23 protein-coding genes are annotated in these 25,698 nt (G+C 71.6%); 18 read left to right on the top strand and 5 right to left on the bottom strand.

The annotated features are described in order from the left end of the window. The first annotated feature begins 5 nt into the window (after nucleotides 1-5). From panC to rplL, 9 genes are all read left to right on the top strand, one after another. Nucleotides 6-884 carry a pantoate--beta-alanine ligase gene (gene panC / locus FGI33_RS09110; RefSeq protein ID WP_119434184.1) on the top strand — a complete coding sequence of 293 codons (879 nt, stop codon included), beginning with the start codon at nucleotides 6-8 and terminating at the stop codon, nucleotides 882-884. A 109-nt stretch (nucleotides 885-993) separates the two neighbouring features. Further along, nucleotides 994-2,535, top strand: a complete 1,542-nt coding sequence (gene lysS, locus FGI33_RS09105; protein ID WP_119434185.1) for a lysine--tRNA ligase — start codon at nucleotides 994-996, stop codon at nucleotides 2,533-2,535. Nucleotides 2,536-2,541: 6 nt separating this feature from the next. Then, nucleotides 2,542-2,667 carry a hypothetical protein gene (locus FGI33_RS15480; protein WP_012037540.1) on the top strand — a complete coding sequence of 42 codons (126 nt, stop codon included), beginning with the start codon at nucleotides 2,542-2,544 and terminating at the stop codon, nucleotides 2,665-2,667. 21 nt (nucleotides 2,668-2,688) lie between these two features. Next, nucleotides 2,689-2,871 (top strand): hypothetical protein, encoded by a 183-nt coding sequence (locus tag FGI33_RS09100; protein WP_063071959.1) that lies wholly within the window; start codon nucleotides 2,689-2,691, stop codon nucleotides 2,869-2,871. A gap of 154 nt (nucleotides 2,872-3,025) precedes the next feature. Then, nucleotides 3,026-5,536: an ATP-dependent Clp protease ATP-binding subunit gene (locus tag FGI33_RS09095; protein ID WP_119434186.1), complete on the top strand. Its 2,511-nt coding sequence runs from the start codon at nucleotides 3,026-3,028 to the stop codon at nucleotides 5,534-5,536. Nucleotides 5,537-5,698: 162 nt separating this feature from the next. After that, nucleotides 5,699-6,586, top strand: a complete 888-nt coding sequence (locus tag FGI33_RS09090; RefSeq protein WP_119401723.1) for an NAD-dependent epimerase/dehydratase family protein — start codon at nucleotides 5,699-5,701, stop codon at nucleotides 6,584-6,586. After that, nucleotides 6,583-7,560, top strand: a complete 978-nt coding sequence (locus FGI33_RS09085; RefSeq protein WP_119434188.1) for an aldo/keto reductase — start codon at nucleotides 6,583-6,585, stop codon at nucleotides 7,558-7,560. The genes FGI33_RS09090 and FGI33_RS09085 overlap by 4 nt, the downstream gene beginning before the upstream one ends. A 301-nt stretch (nucleotides 7,561-7,861) precedes the next feature. Beyond that, a complete protein-coding gene (gene rplJ / locus FGI33_RS09080) occupies nucleotides 7,862-8,377 on the top strand; it encodes a 50S ribosomal protein L10 (protein WP_012037545.1) in 516 nt (171 codons plus the stop codon). Nucleotides 8,378-8,452: 75 nt separating this feature from the next. Then, a complete protein-coding gene (gene rplL, locus FGI33_RS09075; RefSeq protein WP_045529261.1) occupies nucleotides 8,453-8,836 on the top strand; it encodes a 50S ribosomal protein L7/L12 in 384 nt (127 codons plus the stop codon). Nucleotides 8,837-8,935: 99 nt separating this feature from the next. Here the strand turns inward: rplL and FGI33_RS09070 are convergent, their stop codons facing one another. Next, nucleotides 8,936-10,558, bottom strand: a complete 1,623-nt coding sequence (locus FGI33_RS09070; RefSeq protein WP_237581709.1) for a helix-turn-helix transcriptional regulator — start codon at nucleotides 10,556-10,558, stop codon at nucleotides 8,936-8,938. A 171-nt stretch (nucleotides 10,559-10,729) separates the two neighbouring features. On the opposite strand from FGI33_RS09070, the gene FGI33_RS09065 reads away from it, so the two are divergent. Continuing rightward, nucleotides 10,730-11,179 (top strand): MarR family winged helix-turn-helix transcriptional regulator, encoded by a 450-nt coding sequence (locus FGI33_RS09065; protein WP_119435495.1) that lies wholly within the window; start codon nucleotides 10,730-10,732, stop codon nucleotides 11,177-11,179. A gap of 64 nt (nucleotides 11,180-11,243) precedes the next feature. Then, complete coding sequence (locus FGI33_RS09060) at nucleotides 11,244-12,476, top strand: MFS transporter (protein WP_119435496.1); 1,233 nt, start codon at nucleotides 11,244-11,246, stop codon at nucleotides 12,474-12,476. Between the two features lie 42 nt (nucleotides 12,477-12,518). On the opposite strand, the gene FGI33_RS09055 is transcribed toward FGI33_RS09060, so the two are convergent. After that, entirely contained in the window at nucleotides 12,519-13,538 is a 1,020-nt protein-coding gene (locus FGI33_RS09055; RefSeq protein ID WP_237581707.1) for a LacI family DNA-binding transcriptional regulator, read from the bottom strand. Nucleotides 13,539-13,852: 314 nt separating this feature from the next. Between FGI33_RS09055 and FGI33_RS09050 the strand changes: the two genes are divergently transcribed. From FGI33_RS09050 to FGI33_RS09035, 4 genes are all read left to right on the top strand, one after another. Next, a complete protein-coding gene (locus tag FGI33_RS09050) occupies nucleotides 13,853-15,217 on the top strand; it encodes an ABC transporter substrate-binding protein (RefSeq protein WP_119401284.1) in 1,365 nt (454 codons plus the stop codon). 130 nt (nucleotides 15,218-15,347) lie between these two features. After that, on the top strand, nucleotides 15,348-16,319 hold the full coding sequence (locus tag FGI33_RS09045; protein ID WP_119401285.1) for a carbohydrate ABC transporter permease: 972 nt from the start codon (nucleotides 15,348-15,350) through the stop codon (nucleotides 16,317-16,319). Next, nucleotides 16,316-17,305, top strand: coding sequence for a carbohydrate ABC transporter permease (locus FGI33_RS09040; protein ID WP_119401286.1), 990 nt, complete (start codon nucleotides 16,316-16,318; stop codon nucleotides 17,303-17,305). The genes FGI33_RS09045 and FGI33_RS09040 overlap by 4 nt, the downstream gene beginning before the upstream one ends. A gap of 123 nt (nucleotides 17,306-17,428) precedes the next feature. Then, nucleotides 17,429-19,309 (top strand): ABC transporter ATP-binding protein, encoded by a 1,881-nt coding sequence (locus FGI33_RS09035; RefSeq protein ID WP_119434172.1) that lies wholly within the window; start codon nucleotides 17,429-17,431, stop codon nucleotides 19,307-19,309. A 91-nt stretch (nucleotides 19,310-19,400) separates the two neighbouring features. Here FGI33_RS09035 and FGI33_RS09030 read toward each other — a convergent pair whose 3' ends face one another. After that, the gene (locus tag FGI33_RS09030) at nucleotides 19,401-20,168 is read right to left on the bottom strand and encodes a DUF305 domain-containing protein (RefSeq protein ID WP_119434173.1); all 768 of its coding nucleotides are present in this window, start codon (nucleotides 20,166-20,168) and stop codon (nucleotides 19,401-19,403) included. A gap of 2 nt (nucleotides 20,169-20,170) precedes the next feature. Beyond that, entirely contained in the window at nucleotides 20,171-20,914 is a 744-nt protein-coding gene (locus FGI33_RS09025; RefSeq protein ID WP_119434174.1) for a DUF3105 domain-containing protein, read from the bottom strand. Between the two features lie 168 nt (nucleotides 20,915-21,082). Between FGI33_RS09025 and FGI33_RS09020 the strand changes: the two genes are divergently transcribed. Both FGI33_RS09020 and FGI33_RS09015 read left to right on the top strand, forming a co-directional pair. Continuing rightward, the gene (locus FGI33_RS09020) at nucleotides 21,083-22,447 is read left to right on the top strand and encodes a cystathionine beta-synthase (RefSeq protein ID WP_119434175.1); all 1,365 of its coding nucleotides are present in this window, start codon (nucleotides 21,083-21,085) and stop codon (nucleotides 22,445-22,447) included. Nucleotides 22,448-22,497: 50 nt separating this feature from the next. Next, nucleotides 22,498-23,670, top strand: a complete 1,173-nt coding sequence (locus FGI33_RS09015; RefSeq protein ID WP_119434176.1) for a cystathionine gamma-synthase — start codon at nucleotides 22,498-22,500, stop codon at nucleotides 23,668-23,670. A 45-nt stretch (nucleotides 23,671-23,715) separates the two neighbouring features. Here the strand turns inward: FGI33_RS09015 and FGI33_RS09010 are convergent, their stop codons facing one another. Next, entirely contained in the window at nucleotides 23,716-24,480 is a 765-nt protein-coding gene (locus tag FGI33_RS09010) for an RNase H family protein (RefSeq protein ID WP_119456108.1), read from the bottom strand. 176 nt (nucleotides 24,481-24,656) lie between these two features. Here FGI33_RS09010 and FGI33_RS09005 point away from each other — a divergent pair, with 176 nt between their 5' ends. Next, the gene (locus FGI33_RS09005) at nucleotides 24,657-25,679 is read left to right on the top strand and encodes a LacI family DNA-binding transcriptional regulator (RefSeq protein ID WP_119401292.1); all 1,023 of its coding nucleotides are present in this window, start codon (nucleotides 24,657-24,659) and stop codon (nucleotides 25,677-25,679) included. Nucleotides 25,680-25,698 lie beyond the last annotated feature (19 nt).

Here is a 25,698-nt window from a genome sequence, read left to right as displayed (position 1 = left end):
ACGGCATGACGATCCCCACGCCCACCGTCGTCACCGGCATCGCCGAGCTGCGCGCCCGCGTCCGCGACCACCGGGCCGCGCGCACCGCCGCGGGGGAGGCGCCCGTCGTCGTCCTCGTCCCCACCATGGGCGCGCTGCACGAGGGCCACCTGGCGCACGCCCGCCGCGCCCGCCAGCTCGGATCCCTCGTGGTCGTGTCGATCTTCGTCAACCCGCTGCAGTTCGGCGCGGGCGAGGACCTCGACGCCTACCCGCGCACGCTCGACGCCGACGTCGCCGCGCTCGCGGAGACCGGCGTCGACCTCGTCTTCGCGCCCTCCGCGGCCGAGATGTACCCGGACGGCCCCGCGCGCGTCCGCGTCACCGGCGGATCCGTCGCCCTCACGCTCGAGGGCCGCTCCCGCCCCGGCCACTTCGACGGCATGCTCACCGTGGTGGCGAAGCTCCTCCACATCGTCGCGCCCGACGTCGCCACCTTCGGCCGCAAGGACGCCCAGCAGCTGCACCTCGTCCGCCGCATGGTGCGCGACCTCGACCTGCCCGTCCGCATCGAGGACCTCGAGACGGTGCGCGAGCCCGACGGACTCGCCCTCTCCAGCCGCAACCGCTACCTCGACGACCGCGAGCGCCGCGCCGCGCGCGTCATCCCCGCCGCCCTCGAGGCCGCCCAGAGCGCCGGGTCCCGCGGCATCGACGCCGTCATCGCCGCGGCCCAGTCCGTGGTGATGGGCGAGCCCGCCGTGTCCCTCGACTACTTCCATGTGGTGGATCCGACCACGTTCGAGTCCGTGGACGACGGCTTCACGGGCGTCGCGCTCGCCGTGGTCGCGGCCCGTGTCGGAAGCACGCGCCTCATCGACAACGAGACCGTCGTCATCGCCTGACCCGGCCGCGAGTCGGTCGGCGTGCCCCGGCCCCGCCCGCACCTGCGAGAATCGACGGGAGGCCGCTCGGCCGATGAGAACCCCACGACCCGCGAGGATCCGCCCGCACATGACCGACAGCCCCGGAACGCCCGCGACGCCCGAGACCGCCCCCGCTCCCGCCGTGGAGGGATCCGCGGAGGACGTCGCCGAGCAGAAGGCCGTGCGCCTCGCCAAGCGCGCCCGCCTCAACGCCGAGGGCGGTCCGGGCGAGGGCGCGTACCCGGTGCAGGTGCCCGTCACGACCACGATCCCCGCGGTCCGCGCGGGGTTCGGCCACCTCGAGCCCGGCGAGGAGACCGACCACGTCGTCGGCATCGCGGGCCGCGTCGTCCACTTCCGCAACACCGGCAAGCTCTGCTTCGCCACGCTCCAGGCCGGCGACGGCACGCGCATCCAGGCCATGATCTCGCTGGCCGAGGTCGGCGAGGAGGCCCTCGCCGCGTGGAAGGAGCTCGTCGACCTGGGCGACCACGTCTTCGTCGCGGGTCGCGTCATCGCGAGCCGCAAGGGCGAGCTGTCGATCATGGCGAGCGAGTGGCGCATCGCCTCGAAGGCCCTGCTGCCCCTGCCGAACCTCCACTCCGAGCTCTCGGACGAGACCCGCGTCCGCAGCCGCTACCTCGACCTCATCGTGCGCGACCAGGCGCGCAAGAACGTCCTCGACCGCGCGAAGGTCAACGCCTCCATGCGCGAGACGTTCCGCCAGCGCGGCTACGTCGAGGTCGAGACGCCCATGCTGCAGGTGATGCACGGCGGCGCGTCCGCCCGCCCGTTCGTCACGCACTCGAACGCGTTCGACACGGAGATGTACCTCCGGATCGCGCCCGAGCTGTACCTCAAGCGCGCGGTCGTCGGCGGCATCGACCGCGTCTTCGAGATCAACCGCAACTTCCGCAACGAGGGCGCCGACTCGACGCACAGCCCCGAGTTCGCGATGCTCGAGGCGTACGAGGCCTACGGCGACTACACCTCCATCGCCGAGCTCACCCAGACGCTCGTGCAGGACGCGGCCATGGCCGTCGCCGGGAGCCACGTCGTCACGTGGGCCGACGGCACGGAGTACGACCTCGGCGGCGAGTGGGACCGGATCTCCATGTACGGCTCGCTGAGCGAGGCCGCGGGCGTCGAGGTCACGCCCGCCACGACGGTCGACGAGCTCCAGGCCATCGCCGACCGCGAGGGCGTCGTCGTGCCGCTGAGCACGCACGGCAAGCTCGTCGAGGAGCTCTGGGAGCACTTCGTGAAGGGCGGCCTCGAGCGCCCCACCTTCGTGCTCGACTTCCCCGTCGAGACCTCCCCGCTCACGCGCGCGCACCGCTCCGTCGAGGGCGTCGTCGAGAAGTGGGACCTCTACATCCGCGGCTTCGAGCTGGCCACCGGCTACTCCGAGCTCGTGGACCCCGTCGTGCAGCGCGAGCGCTTCGTCGACCAGGCGCGCCAGTCGGCGCGCGGCGACGACGAGGCCATGCCGCTCGACGAGGAGTTCCTCCGTGCCCTCGAGCACGGCATGCCGCCCTCGGGCGGCATGGGCATGGGGGTCGACCGACTCCTCATGGCCATCACCGGTCTCGGCATCCGCGAGACCATCCTGTTCCCCCTAGTGAAGTAGGCGACCATGCCATTAGGCCCCGACGGCTCGAACCCGAAGAAGCCCACCACCGCGCGCTACGCCCTCTGGATCATCGTGGGCGGCATCGCCGTCGTCATGATCGGCCAGGGCGTCTACGGCATCCTCACCTAGAGCGCGGCGTATCCTTCTCGCATGGATGACTTCTGGGCGAGCGCGATCTGGTCGATCCTCCCCACGCTCGGCGTGGGCCTGATCTTCTGGTTCATCATGCGAGCCGTCATCCAGGCGGACAAGCAGGAGCGCAAGGCGTACGCCGCCATCGAGGCGAAGGAGCGCGCCCGCATGGGCGTGCCCGCGCCCGAGGCCGACCGCTAGCGCGGAGCGCCTTCCCCGGCCGCTCCCGGCCCGGATCCGCCGTTCGCCGCATCGCGTCACGCCCACGGCGAACAGGGGCATGCACTCCTCGGACCCGTCGTTACTCTCTACATATCGGCGCCGGCCCCCTGCCCCGGTGCCCAGGGAGATACAGATGTTCGAGAGATTCACCGACCGCGCTCGTCGCGTCGTCGTCCTGGCCCAAGAAGAGGCCAAGATGCTCAACCACAACTACATCGGGACCGAGCACATCCTGCTCGGCCTCATCCACGAGGGCGAAGGCGTGGCCGCCAAGGCCCTGGAGTCGCTCGGCATCTCCCTCGATGCCGTCCGCGAACAGGTCCAGGACATCATCGGCCAGGGCCAGCAGCAGCCCACAGGGCACATCCCGTTCACGCCGCGCGCCAAGAAGGTCCTGGAGCTGTCGCTCCGCGAGGCCCTCCAGCTCGGCCACAACTACATCGGCACCGAGCACATCCTCCTCGGCCTGATCCGCGAGGGCGAGGGCGTCGCCGCCCAGGTGCTCGTCAAGCTCGGCGCCGACCTCAACCGCGTGCGCCAGCAGGTCATCCAGCTCCTGTCCGGCTACCAGGGCAAGGAGGCGGTCGCCGTCGGCGGCGAGGCGCAGCAGAGCCAGCAGGCGGGCTCCACGGTCCTCGACCAGTTCGGGCGCAACCTCACGCAGGCCGCGCGCGACGGCAAGCTCGACCCCGTCATCGGGCGCGAGAAGGAGATCGAGCGCGTGATGCAGATCCTGTCGCGCCGCTCCAAGAACAACCCCGTCCTCATCGGCGAGCCCGGCGTCGGCAAGACCGCCGTCGTCGAGGGCCTGGCGCAGGCCATCGTCAAGGGCGACGTCCCGGAGACGCTGAAGGACAAGCAGCTCTACACGCTCGACCTCGGCTCGCTGATCGCCGGGTCCCGCTACCGCGGCGACTTCGAGGAGCGCCTGAAGAAGGTCACCAAGGAGATCCGCACGCGCGGCGACATCATCACCTTCATCGACGAGATCCACACGCTCGTCGGCGCGGGTGCCGCCGAGGGCGCGATCGACGCGGCCAGCATCCTCAAGCCGCTCCTCGCGCGCGGCGAGCTGCAGACCATCGGCGCCACCACGCTCGACGAGTACCGCAAGCACTTCGAGAAGGACGCGGCCCTCGAGCGCCGCTTCCAGCCCATCCAGGTGCAGGAGCCCTCGCTGCCCCACACCATCAACATCCTCAAGGGCCTGCGTGACCGGTACGAGGCGTTCCACAAGGTGTCCATCACCGACGGCGCCATCGTGTCCGCGGCGAACCTCGCGGACCGCTACATCGCCGACCGGTTCCTCCCGGACAAGGCCATCGACCTGATCGACGAGGCCGGCGCGCGCCTGCGCCTCTCGATCCTGTCCGCGCCGCCGGAGCTGCGCGAGTTCGACGAGCGCATCTCCACGGTCCGCGTGGCCAAGGAGACCGCCATCGAGGACCAGGACTTCGAGAAGGCCGCGAGCCTGCGCGACGAGGAGAAGAACCTCCTCGGCGAGCGCCTCCGCCTCGAGAAGCAGTGGCGCTCGGGCGACGTCCGCACCACCGCCGAGGTCGACGAGGGCCTGATCGCCGAGGTGCTGGCGCAGGCCACGGGCATCCCGGTCTTCAAGCTCACGGAGGAGGAGTCCTCGCGCCTCGTCTTCATGGAGAAGGCCCTGCACCAGCGGGTCATCGGCCAGGAGGAGGCCATCTCGGCCCTGTCCAAGACCATCCGCCGCACGCGCGCCGGGCTCAAGGACCCGCGCCGTCCCTCGGGATCGTTCATCTTCGCCGGCCCCACGGGCGTCGGCAAGACGGAGCTCGCGAAGGCCCTGGCGGAGTTCCTGTTCGACGACGAGGACGCCCTCATCTCGCTCGACATGAGCGAGTACGGCGAGAAGCACACCGTGAGCCGCCTCTTCGGCGCCCCTCCCGGATTCGTCGGCTTCGAGGAGGGCGGCCAGCTCACCGAGAAGGTCCGCCGCAAGCCGTTCTCCGTGGTGCTCTTCGACGAGATCGAGAAGGCCCACCCGGATATCTTCAACTCGCTCCTCCAGATCCTGGAGGAGGGACGCCTGACGGATGGCCAGGGCCGCGTGGTCGACTTCAAGAACACGGTCATCATCATGACCACCAACCTCGGCACCAAGGACATCACGGGTGCCCCGGTCGGGTTCCAGGTCGAGAACAACGCCGCGAACTCCTACGAGCGCATGAAGGGCAAGGTCAGCGAGGAGCTGAAGAAGAACTTCAAGCCCGAGTTCCTCAACCGCGTGGACGACACCATCGTCTTCCCGCAGCTGTCGAAGCCCGAGCTGCTCCAGATCGTCGACCTGTTCGTGAAGCGCCTGTCGGACCGCATGATGGACCGCGACCTCACGATCACGCTCGAGACCGCTGCGAAGGAGCGCCTCATCGAGGTCGGCTTCGACCCGTCGCTCGGCGCCCGGCCCCTCCGCCGCGCGGTGCAGCACGAGATCGAGGACCGCCTGTCGGAGCGCATCCTGCAGGGCGACCTCAACGCGGGCGACCACGTGCACGTCGACTACGTGGACGGCCGGTTCACGTTCGTCACGACGCAGCGCGAGGGCATCTCGGTCGCGGCCGGCATCGGCACCGGGACCGGCACGCCGGACCTCGCCATCACGAGCGAGTAGCGCAGCCCGCACCACCACGACGGCCCGTCGTCCCCGAGAGGGGGCGGCGGGCCGTCGTCGTGCGCGCGGGCTGCGGGTCCGCCGGGTGCCGCTGTCACCCCTCCCGGCCGCGGGCCAGGATGGACGAGGGGCGGAACCGCCCCACGAAGGAGATGCTCGCTGATGAGAATTGCCGTCACCGGAGGCTCGGGGAAGCTCGGCCGCCACGTCGTGGCCGACCTGCGCGCCCACGGACACGAAGTCACCAACATCGACCAGGTGGGGGAGCGCGGATCCGGCTACGTCCGCGTCGACACCACCGACTACGGGCAGGTGGTCGACGCGCTGTTCGGCGTCCAGGACCTGCACGACGGGTTCGACGCGATCGTGCACCTCGCCGCGATCCCGGCCCCCGCGATCCTGAGCGACGTGGCCACGTTCCACAACAACATGCTCACGAGCTTCAACGTCTTCCAGGCCGCGCGCCGGGCGGGGATCACGAAGATCGTCTACGCCTCGAGCGAGACCGTGCTCGGCCTGCCGTTCGACGTGCCGCCGCCCTACATCCCGGTCGACGAGGAGTACCCCGCGCAGCCGAACAGCACCTACTCGCTCGTGAAGCACCTCGAGGAGCAGATGGCGATCGAGCTGTGCCGCTGGGATCCCGAGCTGCAGGTCACCGCGCTCCGCTTCTCCAACGTCATGGACGTGGACGACTACGAGGGATTCCCGGGCTTCGACGACGACGCGCTCGCGCGCAAGTGGAACCTGTGGGGCTACATCGACGGCCGCGACGGCGCGCAGGCCGTCCGCAAGGCGCTCGAGCACGACGGGCGCGGCTTCGACCGCTTCATCGTCGCGAACGCCGACACCGTGATGAGCCGCTCGTCGGCCGAGCTCGCCGCCGAGGTGTTCCCCGGCGTCGAGGTCACCAAGGAGCTGGGCGAGCACGAGACGCTGCTGTCCATCGACAAGGCGCGCCGGATCCTCGGCTACGAGCCCGAGCACACCTGGCGCGACCACGCCCCGGCCACCACGGGCGACGACCCGGTCGCGGGGCACCCGTCATGAGGTACGTCCGCCTGGGCAGCACGGGCACCGAGGTCTCGGCCATCGCCCTCGGCTGCATGAGCTACGGCGAGCCGACGCGCGGCAACCACGCGTGGACGCTCTCCGAGGAGGACTCGATCCCGCTGATCCGCCGCGCGGTCGAGCTCGGGATCACGTTCTTCGACACCGCGAACGTGTACTCCGACGGGTCGAGCGAGGAGATCACGGGCCGCGCCCTCAAGGCGATGACGACGCGCGAGGAGGTGGTCATCGCCACCAAGGTGCACGGCGCCATGGGAGAGGGGCCGAACTCGCGCGGGCTGTCGCGGAAGCACATCATGTGGCAGATCGACGAGAGCCTCCGCCGGCTCGGGACCGACTACGTGGACCTGTACCAGATCCACCGCTTCGACCCGGCGACGCCGCTCGAGGAGACGCTCGAGGCGCTGCACGACCTCGTGAAGGCCGGCAAGGTGCGCTACCTCGGCGCCTCGTCGATGGACGCCTGGCGGTTCTCGAAGGCGCTGCACCTGCAGCGCGCGAACGGCTGGGCGCCGTTCGTCACCATGCAGGACCACTACAACCTCGTCAACCGCGAGGAGGAGCGCGAGATGCTGCCCCTCTGCGCCGACGCGGGCGTGGGATCCCTGCCGTGGAGCCCGCTCGCCCGCGGCCGCCTCACGCGCGACTGGGACGCGTCGACCGCCCGCAGCGAGACCGACGAGTTCGGGAAGACGCTCTACGCCGCGCAGGAGGACTCCGACCGCCGGGTCGCCGCCGCGGTCGCCGAGGTGGCCGAGGCGCGCGGGGTGCCGCGCGCGCAGGTCGCGCTGGCGTGGGTGTCGCGGAACCCGGTCGTGACGGCTCCCATCGTGGGCGGCACGAAGGCGTCGCACATCGAGGACGCCGTCGCGTCGCTGGATCTCGAGCTCACGGACGGCGAGGTCGCGCGGCTCGAGGAGCACTACGTGCCGCACGCGGTCGTCGGCTACTGACCGCTCCGGGGATCGCCCGCGCCGCCCGACTTGCGCGGGCGATCCCCGTCCCCTACTCTGAACGGAGCCACAGACCGCTGGTCGTCGGCGTGCCTCCGCGAGGGGATGCGCCGGACGAAGGTTCACTCAGGTGAAGGCCCGCGCAGGTGATCGAAGCACGATGCAGCGCATGCCCTGAGGGCCTGCGCGACACTCCCGCTCCGGCCTCCTGTGCCGGAGCGTTTCTCATGTGTGCAGCCGGGGGCTGCCAGCACCTCGCACCGCTTCCGCGGTGTCGGGGAACCACGTGATAAGGAGTGCCATGGCGAACAAGGAAGCCTCGGTCGCCGAGCTCGCGGAGAAGTTCCGCAGCTCGAACGCCGTACTGCTCACCGAGTACCGCGGTCTCACCGTTGCCCAGCTCAAGCAGCTGCGGAAGAGCATCAGTGCAGACGCGACCTACGCCGTGGTGAAGAACACGCTGACCAAGATCGCGGCGAACCAGGCGGGGATCTCGTCGTTCGACGACGAGCTCGTCGGCCCGTCCGCGATCGCGTTCGTGCACGGCGACACCGTCGCCGTCGCGAAGGCGCTGCGCACCTTCACCAAGGCCAACCCTCTTCTCGTCGTGAAGGGCGGTTACTTCGACGGCAACCCCCTGACGGCGGACGAGGTGAACAAGCTCGCCGACCTCGAGTCGCGGGAGGTGCTGCTGGGCAAGCTCGCCGGCGCCTTCAAGGCCTCGCTCTTCGGCGCGGCGTACCTGTTCAACGCACCGCTCTCGCAGGCCGTACGCACCGTCGAGGCGCTGCGCGAGAAGCAGGAATCGGCTCAGTAGCACCCCTCGGGTCCCATCCCCGGGGCGCGATGCACTGATCCCAAGAGACACCACACCAACCCAAGGAGATACATCATGGCAAAGCTCTCTAACGACGAGCTCATCGAGGCCTTCAAGGAGCTCACGCTCATCGAGCTCAGCGACTTCGTCAAGAAGTTCGAGGAGGTCTTCGAGGTCACCGCCGCGGCGCCCGTCGCCGCTGCCGCCGCCCCCGGCTCGGCCGCCCCCGCGGAGGAGGTCGAGGAGAAGACGTCCTTCGACGTCATCCTCGAGGCCGCCGGCGACAAGAAGATCCAGGTCATCAAGGAGGTGCGCGCCCTCACGAGCCTCGGTCTCGGTGAGGCGAAGGCCCTCGTCGACGGAGCCCCCAAGGCCGTCCTGGAGGGCGCCAACAAGGAGGCCGCCGACAAGGCGAAGGCCCAGCTCGAGGCCGCGGGCGCGACGGTCACCGTCAAGTAGCTCGCACCACCGCACAGCGCTCAGGGCGCCGATCCCCTCAGGGGGTCGGCGCCCTGCGTCGTCCCCGGGCGGGCTCCCCGCGGGGACGGCCGGCGCGGCTCAGCCGGTGGACCCGGGACGGAGGTCGTGGCCGAGCGCGCGGGCCCGGTCGACCGCCTCGGCGCGGGTCGACGCGTCGAGCTTGCGGTAGACGCTCCGCACGTGCGACTTCACGGTGTTCGGCGAGATGAAGAGGCGGCCCGCGATGCTCGCCACGGTCAACCCGTCCGCCAGCAGCGCGACGATGACGCGCTCGCGCTCGGTCAGCGGGTCCACGGGCACCGACGCGGCCTCTCCGCGGTCGGCGCGCATCCCCTCGAGCATCCGCCGCACCTCCGGCGGCTGATCGCGCCCCAGGGCCCGGTCGAGCAGCGTCGACGAGGCGGCCGCCGGGAACACCGCGAACGGCCGCAGGATCCCGGTCGAGGTCGCGTACCGCGCCGCCCGGTCGTAGGCGTGGTCGCTCCGCGCCCGGTCGCCCAGCCCGCCGTGCGCGGCGGCGACGACGAGGAGCACGTCGGCGAACGTGCGACCGGAGTGGGCGTCGCCGAGGGCCAGGCAGTCGGCCATCTCCGCCAGCGCACCCGCGTGGTCGTCCGCGAGGACCCGCAGGCGGCCGGCGACGGTGGCCGGGCAGGTGGAGTGGTGCTCGGTCGGCGCGAGCGTGCGGACGAGCTCCCACGCCGCCGCCGTCTGGCCCAGGTGCGTGAGGAGCGACGCCCGGAGGGTGTCGCGCATGATCGGCACGGGGCCGTGCTCCTGCCACGCCGTCCCGAGGTTGTGAAGGCGTCGCAGGTGGTCGAGCGCGTCGAACCGGAGGCCCTGGATCGCCGCGACCATCGCCTCCGCGTACAGCCCGAGCAGCTCCCAGTCGGTGCCCGAGCACGCCGGTCGGAGATCCTCGAGGAGGGCGCGGGCGTCGTCCCGTCGGGTCGCGTCCACCGCGAGGAACGCGGCCGCGATCTCCGCCGGCGCGCGGAAGCCGCTCCGCGCGAGCTCCGGACCGGATCCCTCGCCCGACAGCAGCTCGCGCGCGCGCTCGACGAGCTCCCGCGCCTCCTCGACCTCGCCCAGGCAGTAGGCCACGTACGCGAGGGCGCCGCGGCACTCGAGCCGGTCGGTCAGCACGAGGTGGCGCTCGGCGAGCGCCTCGGCCGTGCGCAGCTCGTCCCGCGCGGCCGTGAACGCGCCCAGGTGCGTGAGGACCAGCCCGCTCTGGAGCGCGACCGCGGCCTGGAGGCTGATCCGCACGGCGAGCGGCATGCCGCGCTCGGTGTCGAGGATCCGCCGCGCCTCGGCGAGGGAGGCGCGGGCCTCGGCGAGGCGGCCGACCCGGCGGTCGCCCGCGGCGCGGTGCACGAGGACGGCGGCGCGCACGATCGGGGCGGGCGCCGGATCCGCGGTCAGCAGCAGGTCGACGGCCGAGCGGTAGGGGAGCGACGCGCGCCGGTCGGACTCCGAGGTGCCGCGGTAGGTCGCCGCCAGCCCGGAGACGAGCCACGCGTCGTGCTCCCACGCCACGGGGGAGATGCGGTCGTAGAGGTCGCGGACGCGGCGCGGGTGGAGGTCCACGTGGTGCGGCCAGGTGACGGCGATCGCGTGCGCGGCGGCGGTCGCGTCGCCGCGGTCGAGCGCCTCGTCGACGGCGCGCTCCAGGGCGTCGACGGTGGGGACGTCGGCCATCGCACCTCCTGCGCGCGCGACCGGCCGGGATCGGGCCGGGTTGGGTCCACGCTAGGACGTGCGGGGCCCGGCGTCCCCGTGGATCGGAGCCGGGTGTCCGTCGACGTCCCCCCAGCTCGGGGGTGCCCAGCCCCGCTCGACATATCCATAGCTCAGCTATATGATAGGTCCATGACCTCGACCGTCCCGGACCTCCGCGCCGTCCTCGGCGACCTGGTGACCGCCGGGCACCGCCTCACGCGCCTCGCTGCGCACGAGGTCGGCAGCACCAGCTCGCCCGCCATCTGGCGGACCCTGTCGGTGCTCGTGACCTGGCCCGGCGGGATGCGCCTCGGCGCGCTCGCCGAGCACAGCCGCGTCTCGCAGCCCACGACCACCAAGATCGTGCGCTCGCTCGTCGGCCAGGGCTGGATCGCGCAGGTGACGGACCCGTCCGACGCCCGCGCGACCCTGCTCGAGATCACGCCGGCCGGCCGCGCCGCGCTCGACGACTGGCGCGACCGCCTCGCCACCGCGCTCGTGCCGCGCTTCGCCGACCTCCCGGCCGACGACGTGGCCGTGCTCGCGCGGGCCGTCGAGGTCGTCATGTCGCGCATCGACGGCGCCCCCGCGGGCGCCTGACCGCGCCGCGCCACCCATCCGCACCATCCCACCCGCACCGATCCCAGGAGGCGACACCGCACCCGTGTCCACCCAGCAGCACGCGTCGTTCCGCGACATCTTCCGCCAGCCCCGCTCCGTCTTCGCCGTCGCCTTCGCGTGCGTCATCGCGTTCATGGGCATCGGGCTCGTCGACCCGATCCTCCCCGCCATCGCGGACAGCCTCGACGCGACCGCCACGGAGACCGAGCTCCTGTTCACGAGCTACCTGCTCGTCACCGGGCTCGCGATGCTCATCACCAGCTGGATCTCCAGCCGCATCGGCGCCAAGCGCACCCTCCTCATCGGCCTCGCGATCATCGTGGTCTTCGCGGCCGCCGCCGGCCTCTCGCAGGACGTGGAGCAGGTCATCGGCTTCCGCGCTGGCTGGGGCCTCGGCAACGCGCTCTTCATCTCCACGGCGCTCGCCACGATCGTCGGATCCGCGTCCGGCGGCACGGCGTCCGCGATCATGCTCTACGAGGCGGCGCTCGGCCTCGGGATCGCGGTCGGCCCGCTGCTCGGCGGCCTCCTCGGCAGCTGGAGCTGGCGCGGCCCGTTCTTCGGCACCGCGACGCTCATGGCGGTCGGCTTCGTCGCGATCCTCGCCCTCCTCGGCAAGGACACCGCGCCCCGCGCGCCCATGCGCCTGTCCGCCCCGCTCCGCGCGCTGCGCACCCCCGCGCTCGCGGTCCTCGCGGCCGCCGCGCTCTTCTACAACATCGGCTTCTTCGTGCTGCTCGCCTACACGCCGTTCCCGCTGGGCTTCGACGCGATCGGCCTCGGCCTCACCTTCTTCGGCTGGGGCGTCGGGCTCGCGATCACGTCGGTGCTCGTGGCGCCGCTGCTCACGAGGCGGATGGCGCGCACCTCGGTCCTCCGGCTCGTGCTCCCGCTCCTCGCCGTGGACCTCGCCGCGGCCGGCCTGGTCGTCCGCTCCTCCGCGGGGCTCGTGGTGTGCGTGATCGTCGGCGGGCTCCTCCTCGGGGTCCTCAACACCGTGCTCACCGAGTGCGTGATGGAGGCGACGGACCACCCGCGCAGCGTCGCCTCGTCCGCCTACTCGTCCGTCCGCTTCCTCGGCGGCGCCATCGCCCCGCCCGCGGCGACCGAGCTCGCGGGCCTGTTCTCCGACGCGACGCCCTACTACGCCGCCGCCGGATCCGTGCTCCTCGCCCTCGTCATCGTCGTCGCCGGGCACCGCTGGCTGCGCCGCGTCGACGCCGAGCCGGTCGACGCCCTCGACGAGGCGCAGGCCGTCACCGCGGGCGACGCCTGACGTCGGCCCCGCGCACGACCGTGCCCCCGGTCCCGCCCGCCCTCACGGCGCAGGCGGGGCCGGGGGCGCCGTCGTGCTCGTGCGCGCCGTGAAGTCGACGGGCAGCGTCACCGTGCGCTCCGCCGCGCCCGCCGGCGCGAGCCCCTCGAGCACCATGCCCACGGCGGTCCGCCCCTGCAGCCGCGGGTGCTGCTGCACCGTCGTCAGCCCGAACAGCGGCGCGAGCGCGTGCCCGTCGATCCCGGCGACCGAGAGCTCGGCGGGCACCGCGATGCCCAGCTGCCTGGCCGCGAGGATCGTCCCGATGGCGATCTCGTCGGAGGCCGCGAAGATCGCGGTCGGCCGGGTCCGCGGGTCGGCGAGCAGCGCCATGGCGGAGCGGAAGCCGCCGTCGATCGTGAACTCCGCCGTGGCGAAGCGGGGCTCGAGCCCGCGGGGATCCGCGTCCATCGCCGCCCGGTAGCCCGCGAGCCGCTTCGCGTGCACGAAGAACGCCATCTGCGCGTGCAGGTCGCCGCCCAGGTGCACGACGCGCGCGTGCCCGAGGCTCAGGAGGTGCTCGGTGGCCAGGCGCGCCGCGGCCTCGTCGTCGATGCTCAGCGTGCTCATGCCCTCGACCGGCCCGCCGATCCCGACGAGCGGCTTGCCGAGCGCCCGCAGCCGCACGACCTCCGCGGGCGTGAGGGCGACGCTCACCGCGATGACGGCGTCCACGCGCTTGCGCACGAGGAAGTACTCGAACACCTTCCGGCGCTGCTCGGAATCCGCGGTGAGGCGGTACAGCGTGAGGTCGTAGTCGGCCTCGATGAGCGCCTCCTCGATCCCCTCGAGCAGCTCCGCGAAGAACCAGCGGTTGATGAAGGGCAGGACGACGCCCACGTTCTTCGACTGGCCGGTCACGAGGCTCGACGCGCTCGAGGAGACGACGTACCCGATCTCGGCGGCGGCCGCGGAGACGCGGGCGCGCGTGGCGGGGGAGACGTAGCCCCGGCCGCTGAGCGCGCGCGACGCGGTGGCCTTCGAGACCCCGGCGAGCCGGGCGACGTCCGCGATGGCGCTCATCGCGCTCCCTCCATCGGGACCCGCGGCGCCCCGTCGCGCCGGACGCGCACGCACTGGAAGCGGTTCCAGGATGCGTGGGGGCCGACTCCGATGATGGACCATCCGCGCCAGTCGCGCCCCCGTCGGCGCCGAGAAGTAGACCGTTTCGTTACCTGAGCCACCTTGCCGCGACCTGCGAGTACCCCTACATTGACCTGTGGAACCGGTTCCCTATCGCGGGGAGATCCGGTCAGGCGACGGCGCCTCACCCGCCGTCGCCCGCATGACAGGACGGCGGGGCGGACCCGCATCCACTCGATGAAGAGGAGACGCACATGGGCCACGCCCTATTCCGACGTCGCTTCGCGGCACCCCTCGCAGCGGTCGGCATCGCCGGCCTCGCGCTCACGGGCTGCACGGGCGACATCGCGGCCGAGGACGCCGCGGACACCGACTGCTCGCCGTACTCGTCGTACGGCACGTTCGAGGGCAGCCCCGAGGTCAGCATCGGCGGCACGATCCAGGACGACGAGGCCGACCGCCTCGTGGAGTCCTGGAAGGACTTCCAGACCTGCACGGGCATCACCGTGAACTACCAGGGCACCAAGGAGTTCGAGGCGCAGATCGCGGTCCTCGCGGAGGGCGACTCGGCTCCCGACATCGGCATCATCCCGCAGCCCGGCCTCTTCAACGTGCTCGCGTCGAAGGGCTACCTGCAGGCCGCGCCCGCCGCGGTCGAGGAGAACGTCGACGCGAACTGGTCCACCGACTGGAAGGGCTACGGCACCGTCGACGGCACCTTCTACGGCGCGCCGCTGATGGCGAGCGTCAAGGGCTACGTCTGGTACTCGCCGGCGGAGTTCGAGGAGAAGGGCTACGAGGTCCCGAAGTCCACCGCCGAGCTCATGGACCTCACGAAGAAGATCGCGGCCGAGGGCGACCACAAGCCCTGGTGCGTCGGCATCGGCTCCGGCGACGCCACGGGCTGGCCGGGCACCGACTGGATCGAGGACTACGTCCTCCGCGAGGCGGGTCCGGAGACCTACGACAAGTGGGTGTCGCACGAGATCCCGTTCAACGACCCGGCCATCTCGGCCGCCTTCGACGGCGTGGGCGAGATCATCAAGAACCCCGACTACGTCAACGGCGGCCTGGGCGACGTCTCGTCGATCATCTCCACGGAGTTCGGCGACGCCGGCCTCCCGATCCTCGACGGCGAGTGCTCGCTGCACCACCAGGCCTCGTTCTACGAGGGCTTCTGGAAGAAGGCCGACGGCACCGACGCGAAGGTCTCGCCCGACGGCGACGTCTACGCGTTCCTCCTGCCGCCCACGGACGAGGGCGACGCCACGGCCGTCACCGGCGGCGGCGAGCTCGTCGGCGCGTTCAAGACGAGCGACGAGATCACCGCGGTGCTCTCCTACCTCTCGAGCGACACCTGGGCGAACAACCGCGTGAAGCTGGGCGGCGTCATCAGCGCGAACAAGGGGCTGGACCCCGCGAACGCGTCGAGCGACATCCTCAAGCAGAGCATCGAGATCCTGCAGGACCCGAACGCCACGTTCCGGTTCGACGGCTCGGACCTCATGCCCGGCGCGGTCGGCACCGACTCCTTCTGGAAGGGCATCGTCGGCTGGCTGAGCGGCGACTCGACCCAGAAGACGGTCGACGCCATCGAGTCGAGCTGGCCCGCGTCCTGATCCACCGCCGGCCCTGACCGGGCCGGCACCGGGGCCGTCGTCCACGCCGGTCCCTGCGGGGCCGCCGCGCACGCGCGGCGGCCCCGCTCCCACATCCCCTCCCCACCCCGACCCGAAGGGCGAGACGTCCATGACGACCGCTGATCTGATCGGCAAGATCCTCCAGGTGGTGGCCGCGCTGGCCGTCTTCGCCGTGGTGATCGGGCTGATCCTCTTCCTCATCGACAAGGCGCCGAAGCGCGGCAAGGACTGGGTGCAGCTCGGCGCCTTCGTGCTCCCCGCGCTGATCCTGCTGGCCGTCGGCCTCGTCTACCCGGCGTTCCGCACGACCCTCCTCGCGTTCCGCGACAACACGGGCGAGTGGGCCGGCTTCGACAACTTCGTCTGGATGTTCACCCAGCCGTCCGCGCTCCGCACGCTGCTCAACACGGTCATCTGGGTGGTCTTCGTGCCGCTGCTGTCGACGGCCATCGGCCTCGCCTACGCGGTCTTCATCGACAAGTCGCGCGGCGAGAAGTACTTCAAGGCCCTCGTCTTCATGCCGATGGCCATCTCGTTCGTCGGCGCCGGCATCATCTGGCGCTTCGTCTACGACTACAAGTCGGGCGACAACGCGCAGATCGGCCTGCTCAACCAGATCCTCGTCTGGACGGGCCAGGAGCCCGTGCAGTGGCTGCAGACCTCGCCCATCAACACGGCGCTGCTCATCATCGTGATGATCTGGATCCAGACCGGCTTCGCCATGGTCGTGCTCTCCGCGAGCATCAAGGGCGTGCCGACCGAGCAGATCGAGGCCGCCCAGCTCGACGGCACCAACGCGTGGGAGCGCTTCCTCAACGTGACGCTCCCCGGGATCCGCGGCTCGCTCGTCGTGGTGGTCACGACCATCTCCATCGCGACGCTCAAGGTGTTCGACATCGTCCGCACCATGACCGCGGGCAACTTCGACACGAGCGTCATCGCCAACGAGATGTACACGCAGGCGTTCCGCGCCGGCGAGCAGGGCCGCGGCTCCGCGCTCGCGATCGTGCTGTTCCTCATGGTGCTGCCGATCGTCATCTACAACGTCCGCGTCATGAGCAAGCAGAGGGAGATCCGATGAGCGTCGCACCCGCCGACCTGCCCGTCGCGGACCGCGGGACCCGTCGCGGCACCATCGAGCAGGCGGCCACCGTCGGGGCGAAGAGCCGCCGCGTCAAGAACCGGCTCACGTCGCGTCGCGCCACGGTCGCCGCGCTGATCATCGCGGTGCTCTGGACGCTGCCGACCTTCGGCCTGTTCGTCTCGTCGTTCCGCCCGGCCGGCCTCATCCAGACCACGGGCTGGTGGACGATCTTCCAGAACCCGGGCTTCACGCTCGACAACTACCAGGACGTGCTGCTCTCCACCTCGCAGTCGTCGCCGCAGCTGGGCTCGTACTTCGTGAACTCGCTCGCCATCGCGATCCCGGCGACGCTGTTCCCGCTCGTCATCGCGTCGATGGCCGCGTACGCGTTCGCGTGGATCAAGTTCAAGGGCTCGAACTTCCTGTTCGTGCTGATCTTCGCGCTGCAGATCGTGCCGCTGCAGATGGCGCTCATCCCGCTGCTGCAGATGTTCACGCGCACGCTCCGCCCGCTGCAGGAGGCCGTGCACGCGGTGGTCCCGATCATCCCCGACCAGGGCTACCTGCCGGTGTGGGTGGCGCACACGATCTTCGCGCTGCCGCTCGCGATCTTCCTGCTGCACAACTTCATCTCGGAGATCCCGGGCGAGGTCATCGAGGCGGCGCGGGTCGACGGCGCGAGCCACGGCCAGGTGTTCTTCCGCATCGTGCTGCCGCTCGCGCTCCCGGCCATCGCCTCGTTCGCGATCTTCCAGTTCCTCTGGGTCTGGAACGACCTCCTGGTGGCGCTGATCTTCTCGGGCGGCACGGCCGACGTCGCGCCGCTCACGCAGCGCCTCGCGGAGCTCACGGGCACGCGCGGGCAGGACTGGCAGCGGCTCACGGCGGCCGCGTTCGTCTCGCTCGTCGTCCCGCTGATCGTGTTCTTCAGCCTCCAGCGGTACTTCGTGCGGGGCCTGCTGGCGGGATCCACGAAGGGCTGATCCGACCTCCCTCCGACCCGGCCCGGTCGTCCGCTCGCGCGGGCGGCCGGGCCGTCGTCGTGCCGGGCTCCGGCGTGGTCGGGAGCGATCCCCCACGGGCGTAAAATCGCCGGAATGACGAGGATGGGCGACATCGCCGCTGGCGGCGGGATGCGCGGAGGCGGCGGACGCCGCGGGCGGGTGAGCGCGGCCGACGCCGAGGCCCAGCGCAGGGCCAACGCCGAGGCGCCGCGCGTCGAGAACCTGCTGGGCCGGATCGCGGAGCTGTTCCGCCCCCACCGCCGGGCGCTGGTCCTCACGATCGCGCTCGTGCTGGTCGGCGCGGGCCTCACGGTGGTGCCGCCGCTGCTCACGCAGCAGGCCTTCGACCGCGGGCTCTTCCCGCCGACCGGCGGCCCCGACATCCCCGTGCTGGTCGAGCTCGTCGGGATCATGATCGCCATCTGGGTCGCGGGCGCGGGCCTCGGCGTCTGGCAGACGTACCTCACCGCGACGGTCGGCAACCGGGTCATGGGATCCATGCGCGTCGACCTGTTCCGCCACCTGCAGAGCATGGAGCTCGGCTTCTTCACGCGCACGAAGACGGGCGTGATCCAGTCCCGCCTGCAGAACGACGTGGGCGGCGTCGCGGCCGTCCTCACCAACACGGTGTCGAGCGTGCTCGGCAACACCGTGACCGTGATCGCGGCCCTCGTCGCGATGCTCGTGCTCAACTGGCAGCTCACGCTCGTGGCCGTCGTCCTCATGCCCGTGCTCGTGATCGCGCAGCGGCGCGTGGGCCAGGTGCGGGCGCGGATCGCGTCGAGGACCCAGGAGTCGCTGTCGGACATGACGGCGATCACGCAGGAGACGCTCTCCGTCTCGGGCATCCTCCTGTCGAAGAGCTTCAACCGGCAGGCCGCGGAGACCGAGCGCTACGAGGCCGAGAACCGCACGCAGATCCGGCTGCAGGTCAGCCAGCAGATGAGCGGGCAGTGGTTCTTCGCGCTCGTGCAGATCTTCCTGTCGATCATCCCGGCCATCGTCTACGTGGTCGCGGGCTTCCTCATCACGGGCGGCGTCAGCGTCACGGCGGGCACCATCGTCGCCTTCACGACCGTGCAGGCGCGCCTCATGTGGCCGCTCATCGGCCTCATGCGCGTGGCGCTCGACCTCCAGACCTCGGGCGCGCTGTTCGCCCGCATCTTCGAGTACCTCGACCTCGAGCCCGCGATCCGCGACCGGCACGACGCGCGCCAGGTGGCGGCGGGCCCGGCGCTCGGCCGCGTCGCGTTCGAGGACGTCCGCTTCTCCTACCCCGACACGCGGCACGGCGAGCGGCCGACGCTCGACGGCATGTCGTTCGCCATCGAGCCCGGCCAGTTCGCCGCGTTCGTCGGCCCGTCGGGCGCGGGCAAGACGACGGTCTCGTACCTCATCCCGCGCTTCCACGACGTCACCGGCGGCCGCGTGCTCTTCTCGGGCGAGGACGTGCGCGACCTCGAGCAGGAGTCGCTGCTGGAGAACATCGGCATCGTGAGCCAGGAGACGTACCTCTTCCACGCCACCATCGGCGAGAACCTCCGCTACGCGCGGCCCGGCGCCACGCAGGAGCAGATCGAGCAGGCGGCGCGGGCCGCGAACATCCACCAGACCATCGAGTCGTTCCCCGACGGCTACGAGACGCTCGTGGGGGAGCGCGGCTACCGCCTCTCCGGCGGCGAGAAGCAGCGCATCGCCATCGCGCGCGTGCTGCTCAAGGACCCGGCCGTGCTGATCCTCGACGAGGCCACGAGCGCGCTCGACGCGATCTCGGAGCGCGTCGTGCAGCAGGCGCTCGACACGGCCTCGCGCGGCCGCACCACCATCGCGATCGCGCACCGGCTCTCGACCGTGGTCGACGCCGACGTGATCTTCGTGGTCGTCGCCGGCCGCATCGTCGAGCAGGGCACGCACGTCGAGCTGCTCGCCCGCGGCGGCGAGTACGCGCGCCTCTACAGCGACCAGCGCACCGCGGCGGCTTGAGCCGCGGATCCGGCACCGTCCGCCGGTCCGACCCGCCGCCGGACGACGCACCGCCCGCCCGCGAGGCGGACGGGCGGTGCGGGGGAGCGGCTCAGGACCGGGCGTCGAGGAGCTGCTGCATGTAGAGGATCTCCTTGTCCTGGACCATCACCATGCCGGTCGCCAGGTCCGTGACCAGCGGGTTCCGCGAGCGGTCGAGGAGCGCCTGCGCCATCTCGACGCCGCCGCGGTGGTGGGCGATCATCAGCGTGAGGAACTTCCGCTCCGCCGCGACGCCCGAGAGACCCTGCAGCTCGTCGAGGTCCGCCTGCGACGCGAGACCCGGCATCGTCGCGCCCGGCGTCATGTCCATCGAGGAGTGGTCGGTCTTCCCGTCGAGCGTCGGCAGCGTCATCCACGTCATCCGGGGCTGCGACGGCGCCTGGTCGAGACCCCACGAGGTGAGGAAGGCGTACATCTGGCCCGCCTGCTGGGACTGCGCCTGCGCGATGTCCTGCGCGATGAGCTTGACCTCGGGGTCGTCCGTGCGGTCGATGATCATGAGCGACATCTGCACGGCCTGCTCATGGTGCACCTGCATGTCGCGGGAGAACCCGGCCTCCGCGCTGTTCGTGCTGGGCGTGAGCGCCGACACGGGAGCGGTGACCCGGCCCACCAGGAGCCCGGCGACCACGAGGGCCACCGCGACGATGCCCGCGGCGAGGCCGATGCGGAGCCGGCGCCCGCGGGCGCGCGCCTCCTCGCCGTGCGCGACGAGGCCCTCGAGCTCCTCCTCGCGGATGTCGTCGTCCGGGACGTGGTCCACGACGACGTCGCCCTCCTGCGGGCGGTCGGATCCGTCGGTGCCGCGGTCGGTCACGGTCAGCCGACCCGGCCCTCGCCCTCGAGGGCGCCCGTGCAGGCGGCGCCGGCCTCGGGGGCGTTCGGGCTCTTCCAGTACTTGGCCATGAAGTCCTTGATGCGCTGGTCGTCGACCGAGTCGACCTTCACCTGCGCGCCCCAGGCGGACAGCGCGATGGCGGAGTCGAGGCCCTCGTACGGCGACATGGTGACGTAGCCGCCGAAGGACTCCGCGTACTTCTGAAGGTTCGCCAGGTCGTCGCCCGTGACCTTCGCGGCGTCGTAGGTGATCCACACGGCGCCGTGCTCGAGGTCGTGCACCGCGTTCTCGTTCGGCTGCGGCTGGTCGTAGACGCCGCAGTTGAGCCACATGGCGTTGTGCTCGCCGCCGGCGGGCGGGCTCATCCCGTCGTACTTGGCGGCGTAGTCGACCGTGCCCTGCACATGCGTGCTGGGGAGGGAGTCCCACGTCTGCAGCCCCTGGATCGAGATGTCGTCCGGGTCCTGCTTCGGGGTGCCGCTCGAGACGACCACGCCGATCACGATCGGGACCACCGCGACGGCGGCCACGGATCCCGTGATGATGCCGATGAGCCGGTTGCGGCGCGCCCGGTCCTGCTGCTTCTTGAGGGCCGCCACCTTCTCGGCGCGGCGGGCCTCGCGCTGCTGCTTGACCGTGAGGTCCTTCTGGGCCTGCTTGGCGGTCGGCGGGACGGGCCGTCCGCTCTCGTCGCCGGAGGGCGTGGTGTCGTCGCGTCGCGCCACGGAGGGTCCTTCTCTGCTGGGGGAATGTGCGACCAGGGTATCGGCCCGTCCTGGGCGGACCCTGCTCACGGCCGCGCCGACGCCCCGCAACACGGCGGAGGCGCGCGCCTACACTGGACGAGCGGGGCCCGCCGGACCGCACACCTGATACCGGGAGCGCCACCTCACGTGAAGTACGCCGACACGATCCTCGACCTGATCGGGAACACCCCGCTCGTGAAGCTCAACAAGGTGGTCGAGGGGATCTCGGCCACCGTGCTCGTGAAGGTCGAGTACCTGAACCCGGGCGGCAGCGCCAAGGACCGCATCGCGACGCGCATCATCGACGCCGCCGAGCGCGAGGGCAAGCTGAAGCCGGGCGGCACCATCGTCGAGCCCACCTCGGGCAACACGGGCGTCGGGCTCGCGCTCGTCGCGCAGCAGCGCGGCTACCGCTGCGTCTTCGTGCTGCCGGACAAGGTCGGCGAGGACAAGCGCAACGTGCTGACGGCGTACGGCGCGGAGATCGTCGTCACGCCCACCTCCGTGGCGCCCGACCACCCCGACTCCTACTACTCGGTGAGCGACCGGCTCGCACGCGAGATCCCCGGCGCCTTCAAGCCCGACCAGTACTCCAACCCCAACGGGCCGCTCAGCCACTACGAGACCACGGGTCCCGAGATCTGGCGGGACACCGAGGGGGAGATCACCCACTTCGTCGCGGGCGTCGGCACCGGCGGCACCATCAGCGGCGTCGGCCGCTACCTCAAGGAGGTGTCGGAGGGGCGCGTGCGCATCGTCGGCGCCGACCCCGAGGGGTCCGTCTACTCCGGCGGCACCGGCCGCCCCTACCTCGTCGAGGGCGTGGGCGAGGACTTCTGGCCGGCGGCCTACGACCCCGACGTCGTCGACGAGGTCATCGCCTCGAGCGACCAGGAGTCGTTCGACATGACGCTGCGGCTCGCGCGCGAGGAGGGCCTGCTCGTCGGCGGATCCAGCGGCATGGCCGTCGTCTCCGCGCTCAAGGCCGCGAAGCGCCTCGGCCCCGACGACGTGATGGTGATCCTGCTGCCGGACGGCGGCCGCGGCTACCTCGGCAAGATCTTCAACGAGAGGTGGATGCAGTCGTACGGCTTCGCCCGCGTCAACGGCCAGCGCACGGTCGCCGACGTGATGAGCGCCAAGACCGGCAGCCTCCCCGACCTGGTGCACGCGCACCCGAACGACACCATCCGCGACGCGATCCGGATCATGACCGAGTACGACGTGTCGCAGCTGCCCGTCCTCTCGGCCGAGCCGCCGGTCGTCATGGGCGAGGTCGCGGGCGCCGTCGACGAGCGCAGCCTGCTCGAGCTCGTCTTCAGCGGTCGCGCGCAGCTCTCCGACCAGGTGGGGCCGTTCACGGGCGCGGCCTTCGACCTCATCGGCGTGAACGAGACCGTGCCCGAGGCGTGGAGCGCGCTCGGATCCGCCGACGCCCTCATGGTGAGCGACGGCGGCAAGCCCGTCGGCGTGCTCACGCGGCACGACCTCCTCACCTACCTGACCGACTGACCCGCCGGCGCCGACGCCCGCACCCCTCCCGACCCACAGAGACGAGCACCGTGAGCGACAAGCACGACTTCGACACCCGCGCGATCCACGCCGGCCAGGACCCGGATCCCACCACGGGCGCCGTCATCCCGCCGCTGTACCTCACGAGCACCTTCGTGCAGGACGGCATCGGCGGCCTCCGGGAGGGCTACGAGTACGCGCGGAGCGCCAACCCGACGCGCACGGGGCTGCAGGAGCTGCTCGCGTCGCTCGAGAGGGGGAAGCACGCGTTCTCGTTCGCCTCGGGGCTCGCCGCCGAGGACACGCTGCTGCGCGCGATCACCCGCCCCGGCGACCGCATCGTGCTGAGCGACGACGTGTACGGCGGCACCTACCGCCTCCTCACGCGCGTGCTCGGCGACTGGGGCATCGTCGTCGAGACCGTCGACATGAGCGACCTCGCCGCGGTCGAGCGGGTCCTCGGGTCCGGTCCCGCGAAGGTCCTCTGGGTCGAGACCCCGAGCAACCCGCTGATGAAGATCAGCGACATCCGCGCGCTCGCCGACCTCGGCCACGCGGCCGGCGCCGTGGTCGTCGTCGACAACACGTTCGCCTCGCCGTACCTCCAGCAGCCGCTGACGCTCGGCGCCGACGTGGTCGTGCACTCGACCACCAAGTACCTCGGCGGGCACTCCGACGTGCTCGGCGGCGCCGTGATCCTCGTCGACGACGCGCTCGCTGAGAAGGTCGGCTTCCTCCAGTTCGCGATCGGCGCCGTCTCCGGCCCGATGGACGCCTGGCTCACCACCCGCGGGATCAAGACCCTCGCCGTCCGCGTCGAGCGCCACTCCGCGAACGCCGAGGAGATCGCCGCCTTCCTGCAGCAGCACCCCGACGTCACGGCCGTGCACTACCCGGGCCTCCCGGAGCACCCGGGCCACGACATCGCCAAGTCCCAGATGACGGGCTTCGGCGGCATGATCTCGTTCCAGGTGCGCGGGGGAGCGAAGGCCGCGCGCCGCGTGGTCGAGGGCACGCGCGTGTTCCAGCTCGCGGAGTCGCTCGGCGGCGTCGAGTCGCTCATCAGCTACCCGTCCGAGATGACGCACGCGTCCGTCAAGGGCACGCCGCTCGAGGTGCCGGACGACCTCGTGCGCCTCTCCGTCGGCATCGAGGCCGTGGAGGACCTCGTGGTCGACCTCGAGCGCGCGCTCGGCAAGGCCCTCAAGCAGGGCAAGCACTAGGCGCGACCGGCCCGCCGCCTCGACGGGCGGCGGGCCGCGCAGCCCTCAGGGCAGGAGCTCGCGCACGGCCTCGTCCACGCTCACCCCGCGCTCGCGCGCGTGGGCGGTGAGGCGGGCCATCGTGTCGCGGTCCAGCGCGATGGTGAGGGTCGTGTCGCCGGGCTCGGGCGCGATCTCCTCGTCGAACGCGTCGAAGTCGAACAGGCCGGGCTGCACGGGGACCTCGGCCTCCATCTCCTCCGCCGCGGCGGTCACGGGGTCGGCCGCGCGTTCGGCGTCGGCCTCGACCGCGGCGGACTCCGTCGCGTCGTCGGGGGAGGCGGTGCCGGTCGCGTCGTCGGCGTCGTGGCCCGCCCAGCCCGGCCCCTCGGGGATCGGGCGCCGGCCCTGGAACGCGGTGGCCACCGCGCGGGCGCGGTCGTCCGCGGCCTCGTTGAGCGGGTGGTCCGCGTGCCCCTTGACCCACTCGAAGCGGTAGCGGCGGCCCTGGATCTCGGCGTCGATCTCCTTGAGCAGCTCGACGTTGAGCACCGGCTTGCCGTCGCCCTTCCGCCAGCCCTTGCGCTTCCACCCGGGCATCCACTTGGTGACCGAGTTGATGACGTACTGGCTGTCGCACAGCACGAGCAGCTCGTCGTCGAGGTGCGCGGTGGCGCGGAAGAGCTCGAGCACCGCCTTGAGCTCGCCCTGGTTGTTGGTCGCATGCGGCCATCCGCCCGCGGCCCAGTGCTCGTCGTCGACGTACCAGGCCCAGCCGGCGGGTCCGGGGTTGCCGAGCGCGGATCCGTCTGCCGCGGCGGTGATCGTCACAGGTGGTGCCTCTCGTCGGGTGGATGACCAGTCTGCCGCAGGCGTCCGACCGCGGGCGCGCGCCCTCCCGGCCGCGATCCCTCCGCTCCCGTGCGCCATGTGACAGTCACATGTGACAATGTGACACCTGCGCCACAGGGCGCGGTCGGGCGCACGCCCGCACGGAGACGGGGTCGATGATGACGACGGAGACGCCGCGCGGCAGGGCGCCGAGCATCCGCGACGTCGCGCGCCTCGCCGGGGTCTCGCACCAGACGGTCTCGCGCGTGCTCAACGACTCGCCCTCGCTCCGCGCGGAGACGCGCCAGCGCGTGCTCGACGTGATGGAGCAGCTCCAGTACCGGCCCAACCGCGCGGCCCGTGCGCTCGTCACCAGCCGGTCGCGGACCATCGGCGTGCTCACGTCGCAGAGCTCCCAGTACGGCCCCGCCTCCTCCATCGCGGCGATCGAGGCCGCCGCCCGCGAGGCCGGCTACCTGGTCACCACCTGCAACCTGGCGTCGTCCGACGAGGCCGCGATCAAGGACGCGCTCGGCCACCTCGTCGACCAGGCCGTCGAGGGGCTCGTGGTCGTCGCCCCGCAGGTGCGCGTGCGCGACGTCATCGCGAGCATGTCGCTCGACGTGCCGTACGTCACGATGCAGACCGCCGGCCGCGACACGGCGCCCGACCTCTCGGTCGACCAGATCGCGGGCGCGCGCCTGGCCACGCGCCACCTGCTCGACCTGGGCCACCGGGACATCTACCACCTCGCGGGACCCCAGGACTGGATGGAGGCGGAGGCCCGCATGCGCGGCTTCCTCGACGCCATGTCCGCCGCGGAGGTGCCCACCACCGCGCCGATCCTCGGCGACTGGACCGCGGAGTTCGGCTTCTACGCCGGTCGCGAGATGCTGCGCCTCCGCGACTTCACGGCGATCTTCTCCAGCAACGACCAGATGGCCCTCGGCCTCATCCACGCCGTGCGCGACGCCGGCCTCGACGTCCCGCGCGACGTCAGCATCGTCGGGTTCGACGACATCCCGGAGGCCGCGCACTTCTGGCCGCCGCTCACGACCGTCCGCCAGGACTTCGCCGAGGTCGGCCGCCGCTGCGTCGCGCTGCTGCTCGACGGCATGGGGGGATCGGGCGAGCGGTACAGCGGCACGATCATGCCCGAGCTCGTCGTCCGCGCGTCCTCCGGACCGCCCTCGACGTGACATCCCGGTCCCTCGGATG

Origin of the sequence: Clavibacter phaseoli (genome assembly GCF_021922925.1) — a bacterium.
In the GTDB taxonomy this organism is placed as follows: Bacteria; Actinomycetota; Actinomycetes; order Actinomycetales; family Microbacteriaceae; genus Clavibacter; species Clavibacter phaseoli.
Note: the sequence above shows the minus strand (reverse complement) of the source record. Positions and strands in the feature narration are given on the sequence as shown.

Bases quoted from the DNA above. Each gene is read 5' to 3' on its own strand.
- FGI33_RS09055 (WP_237581707.1), bottom strand. From the start codon at position 13,538: ATGAGCGCCATCGCGGACGTCGCCCGGCTCGCCGGGGTCTCGAAGGCC.
- FGI33_RS09035 (WP_119434172.1), top strand. From the start codon at position 17,429: ATGGGCGACATCGCCGCTGGCGGCGGGATGCGCGGAGGCGGCGGACGC.
- FGI33_RS09045 (WP_119401285.1), top strand. From the start codon at position 15,348: ATGACGACCGCTGATCTGATCGGCAAGATCCTCCAGGTGGTGGCCGCG.
- rplL (WP_045529261.1), top strand. From the start codon at position 8,453: ATGGCAAAGCTCTCTAACGACGAGCTCATCGAGGCCTTCAAGGAGCTC.
- FGI33_RS09095 (WP_119434186.1), top strand. From the start codon at position 3,026: ATGTTCGAGAGATTCACCGACCGCGCTCGTCGCGTCGTCGTCCTGGCC.
- FGI33_RS09100 (WP_063071959.1), top strand. From the start codon at position 2,689: ATGGATGACTTCTGGGCGAGCGCGATCTGGTCGATCCTCCCCACGCTC.
- FGI33_RS09040 (WP_119401286.1), top strand. From the start codon at position 16,316: ATGAGCGTCGCACCCGCCGACCTGCCCGTCGCGGACCGCGGGACCCGT.
- panC (WP_119434184.1), top strand. From the start codon at position 6: ATGACGATCCCCACGCCCACCGTCGTCACCGGCATCGCCGAGCTGCGC.
- FGI33_RS09005 (WP_119401292.1), top strand. From the start codon at position 24,657: ATGATGACGACGGAGACGCCGCGCGGCAGGGCGCCGAGCATCCGCGAC.
- FGI33_RS09065 (WP_119435495.1), top strand. From the start codon at position 10,730: ATGACCTCGACCGTCCCGGACCTCCGCGCCGTCCTCGGCGACCTGGTG.
- FGI33_RS09090 (WP_119401723.1), top strand. From the start codon at position 5,699: ATGAGAATTGCCGTCACCGGAGGCTCGGGGAAGCTCGGCCGCCACGTC.
- FGI33_RS09050 (WP_119401284.1), top strand. From the start codon at position 13,853: ATGGGCCACGCCCTATTCCGACGTCGCTTCGCGGCACCCCTCGCAGCG.
- FGI33_RS09070 (WP_237581709.1), bottom strand. From the start codon at position 10,558: ATGGCCGACGTCCCCACCGTCGACGCCCTGGAGCGCGCCGTCGACGAG.
- rplJ (WP_012037545.1), top strand. From the start codon at position 7,862: ATGGCGAACAAGGAAGCCTCGGTCGCCGAGCTCGCGGAGAAGTTCCGC.
- lysS (WP_119434185.1), top strand. From the start codon at position 994: ATGACCGACAGCCCCGGAACGCCCGCGACGCCCGAGACCGCCCCCGCT.
- FGI33_RS09085 (WP_119434188.1), top strand. From the start codon at position 6,583: ATGAGGTACGTCCGCCTGGGCAGCACGGGCACCGAGGTCTCGGCCATC.
- FGI33_RS15480 (WP_012037540.1), top strand. From the start codon at position 2,542: ATGCCATTAGGCCCCGACGGCTCGAACCCGAAGAAGCCCACCACCGCG.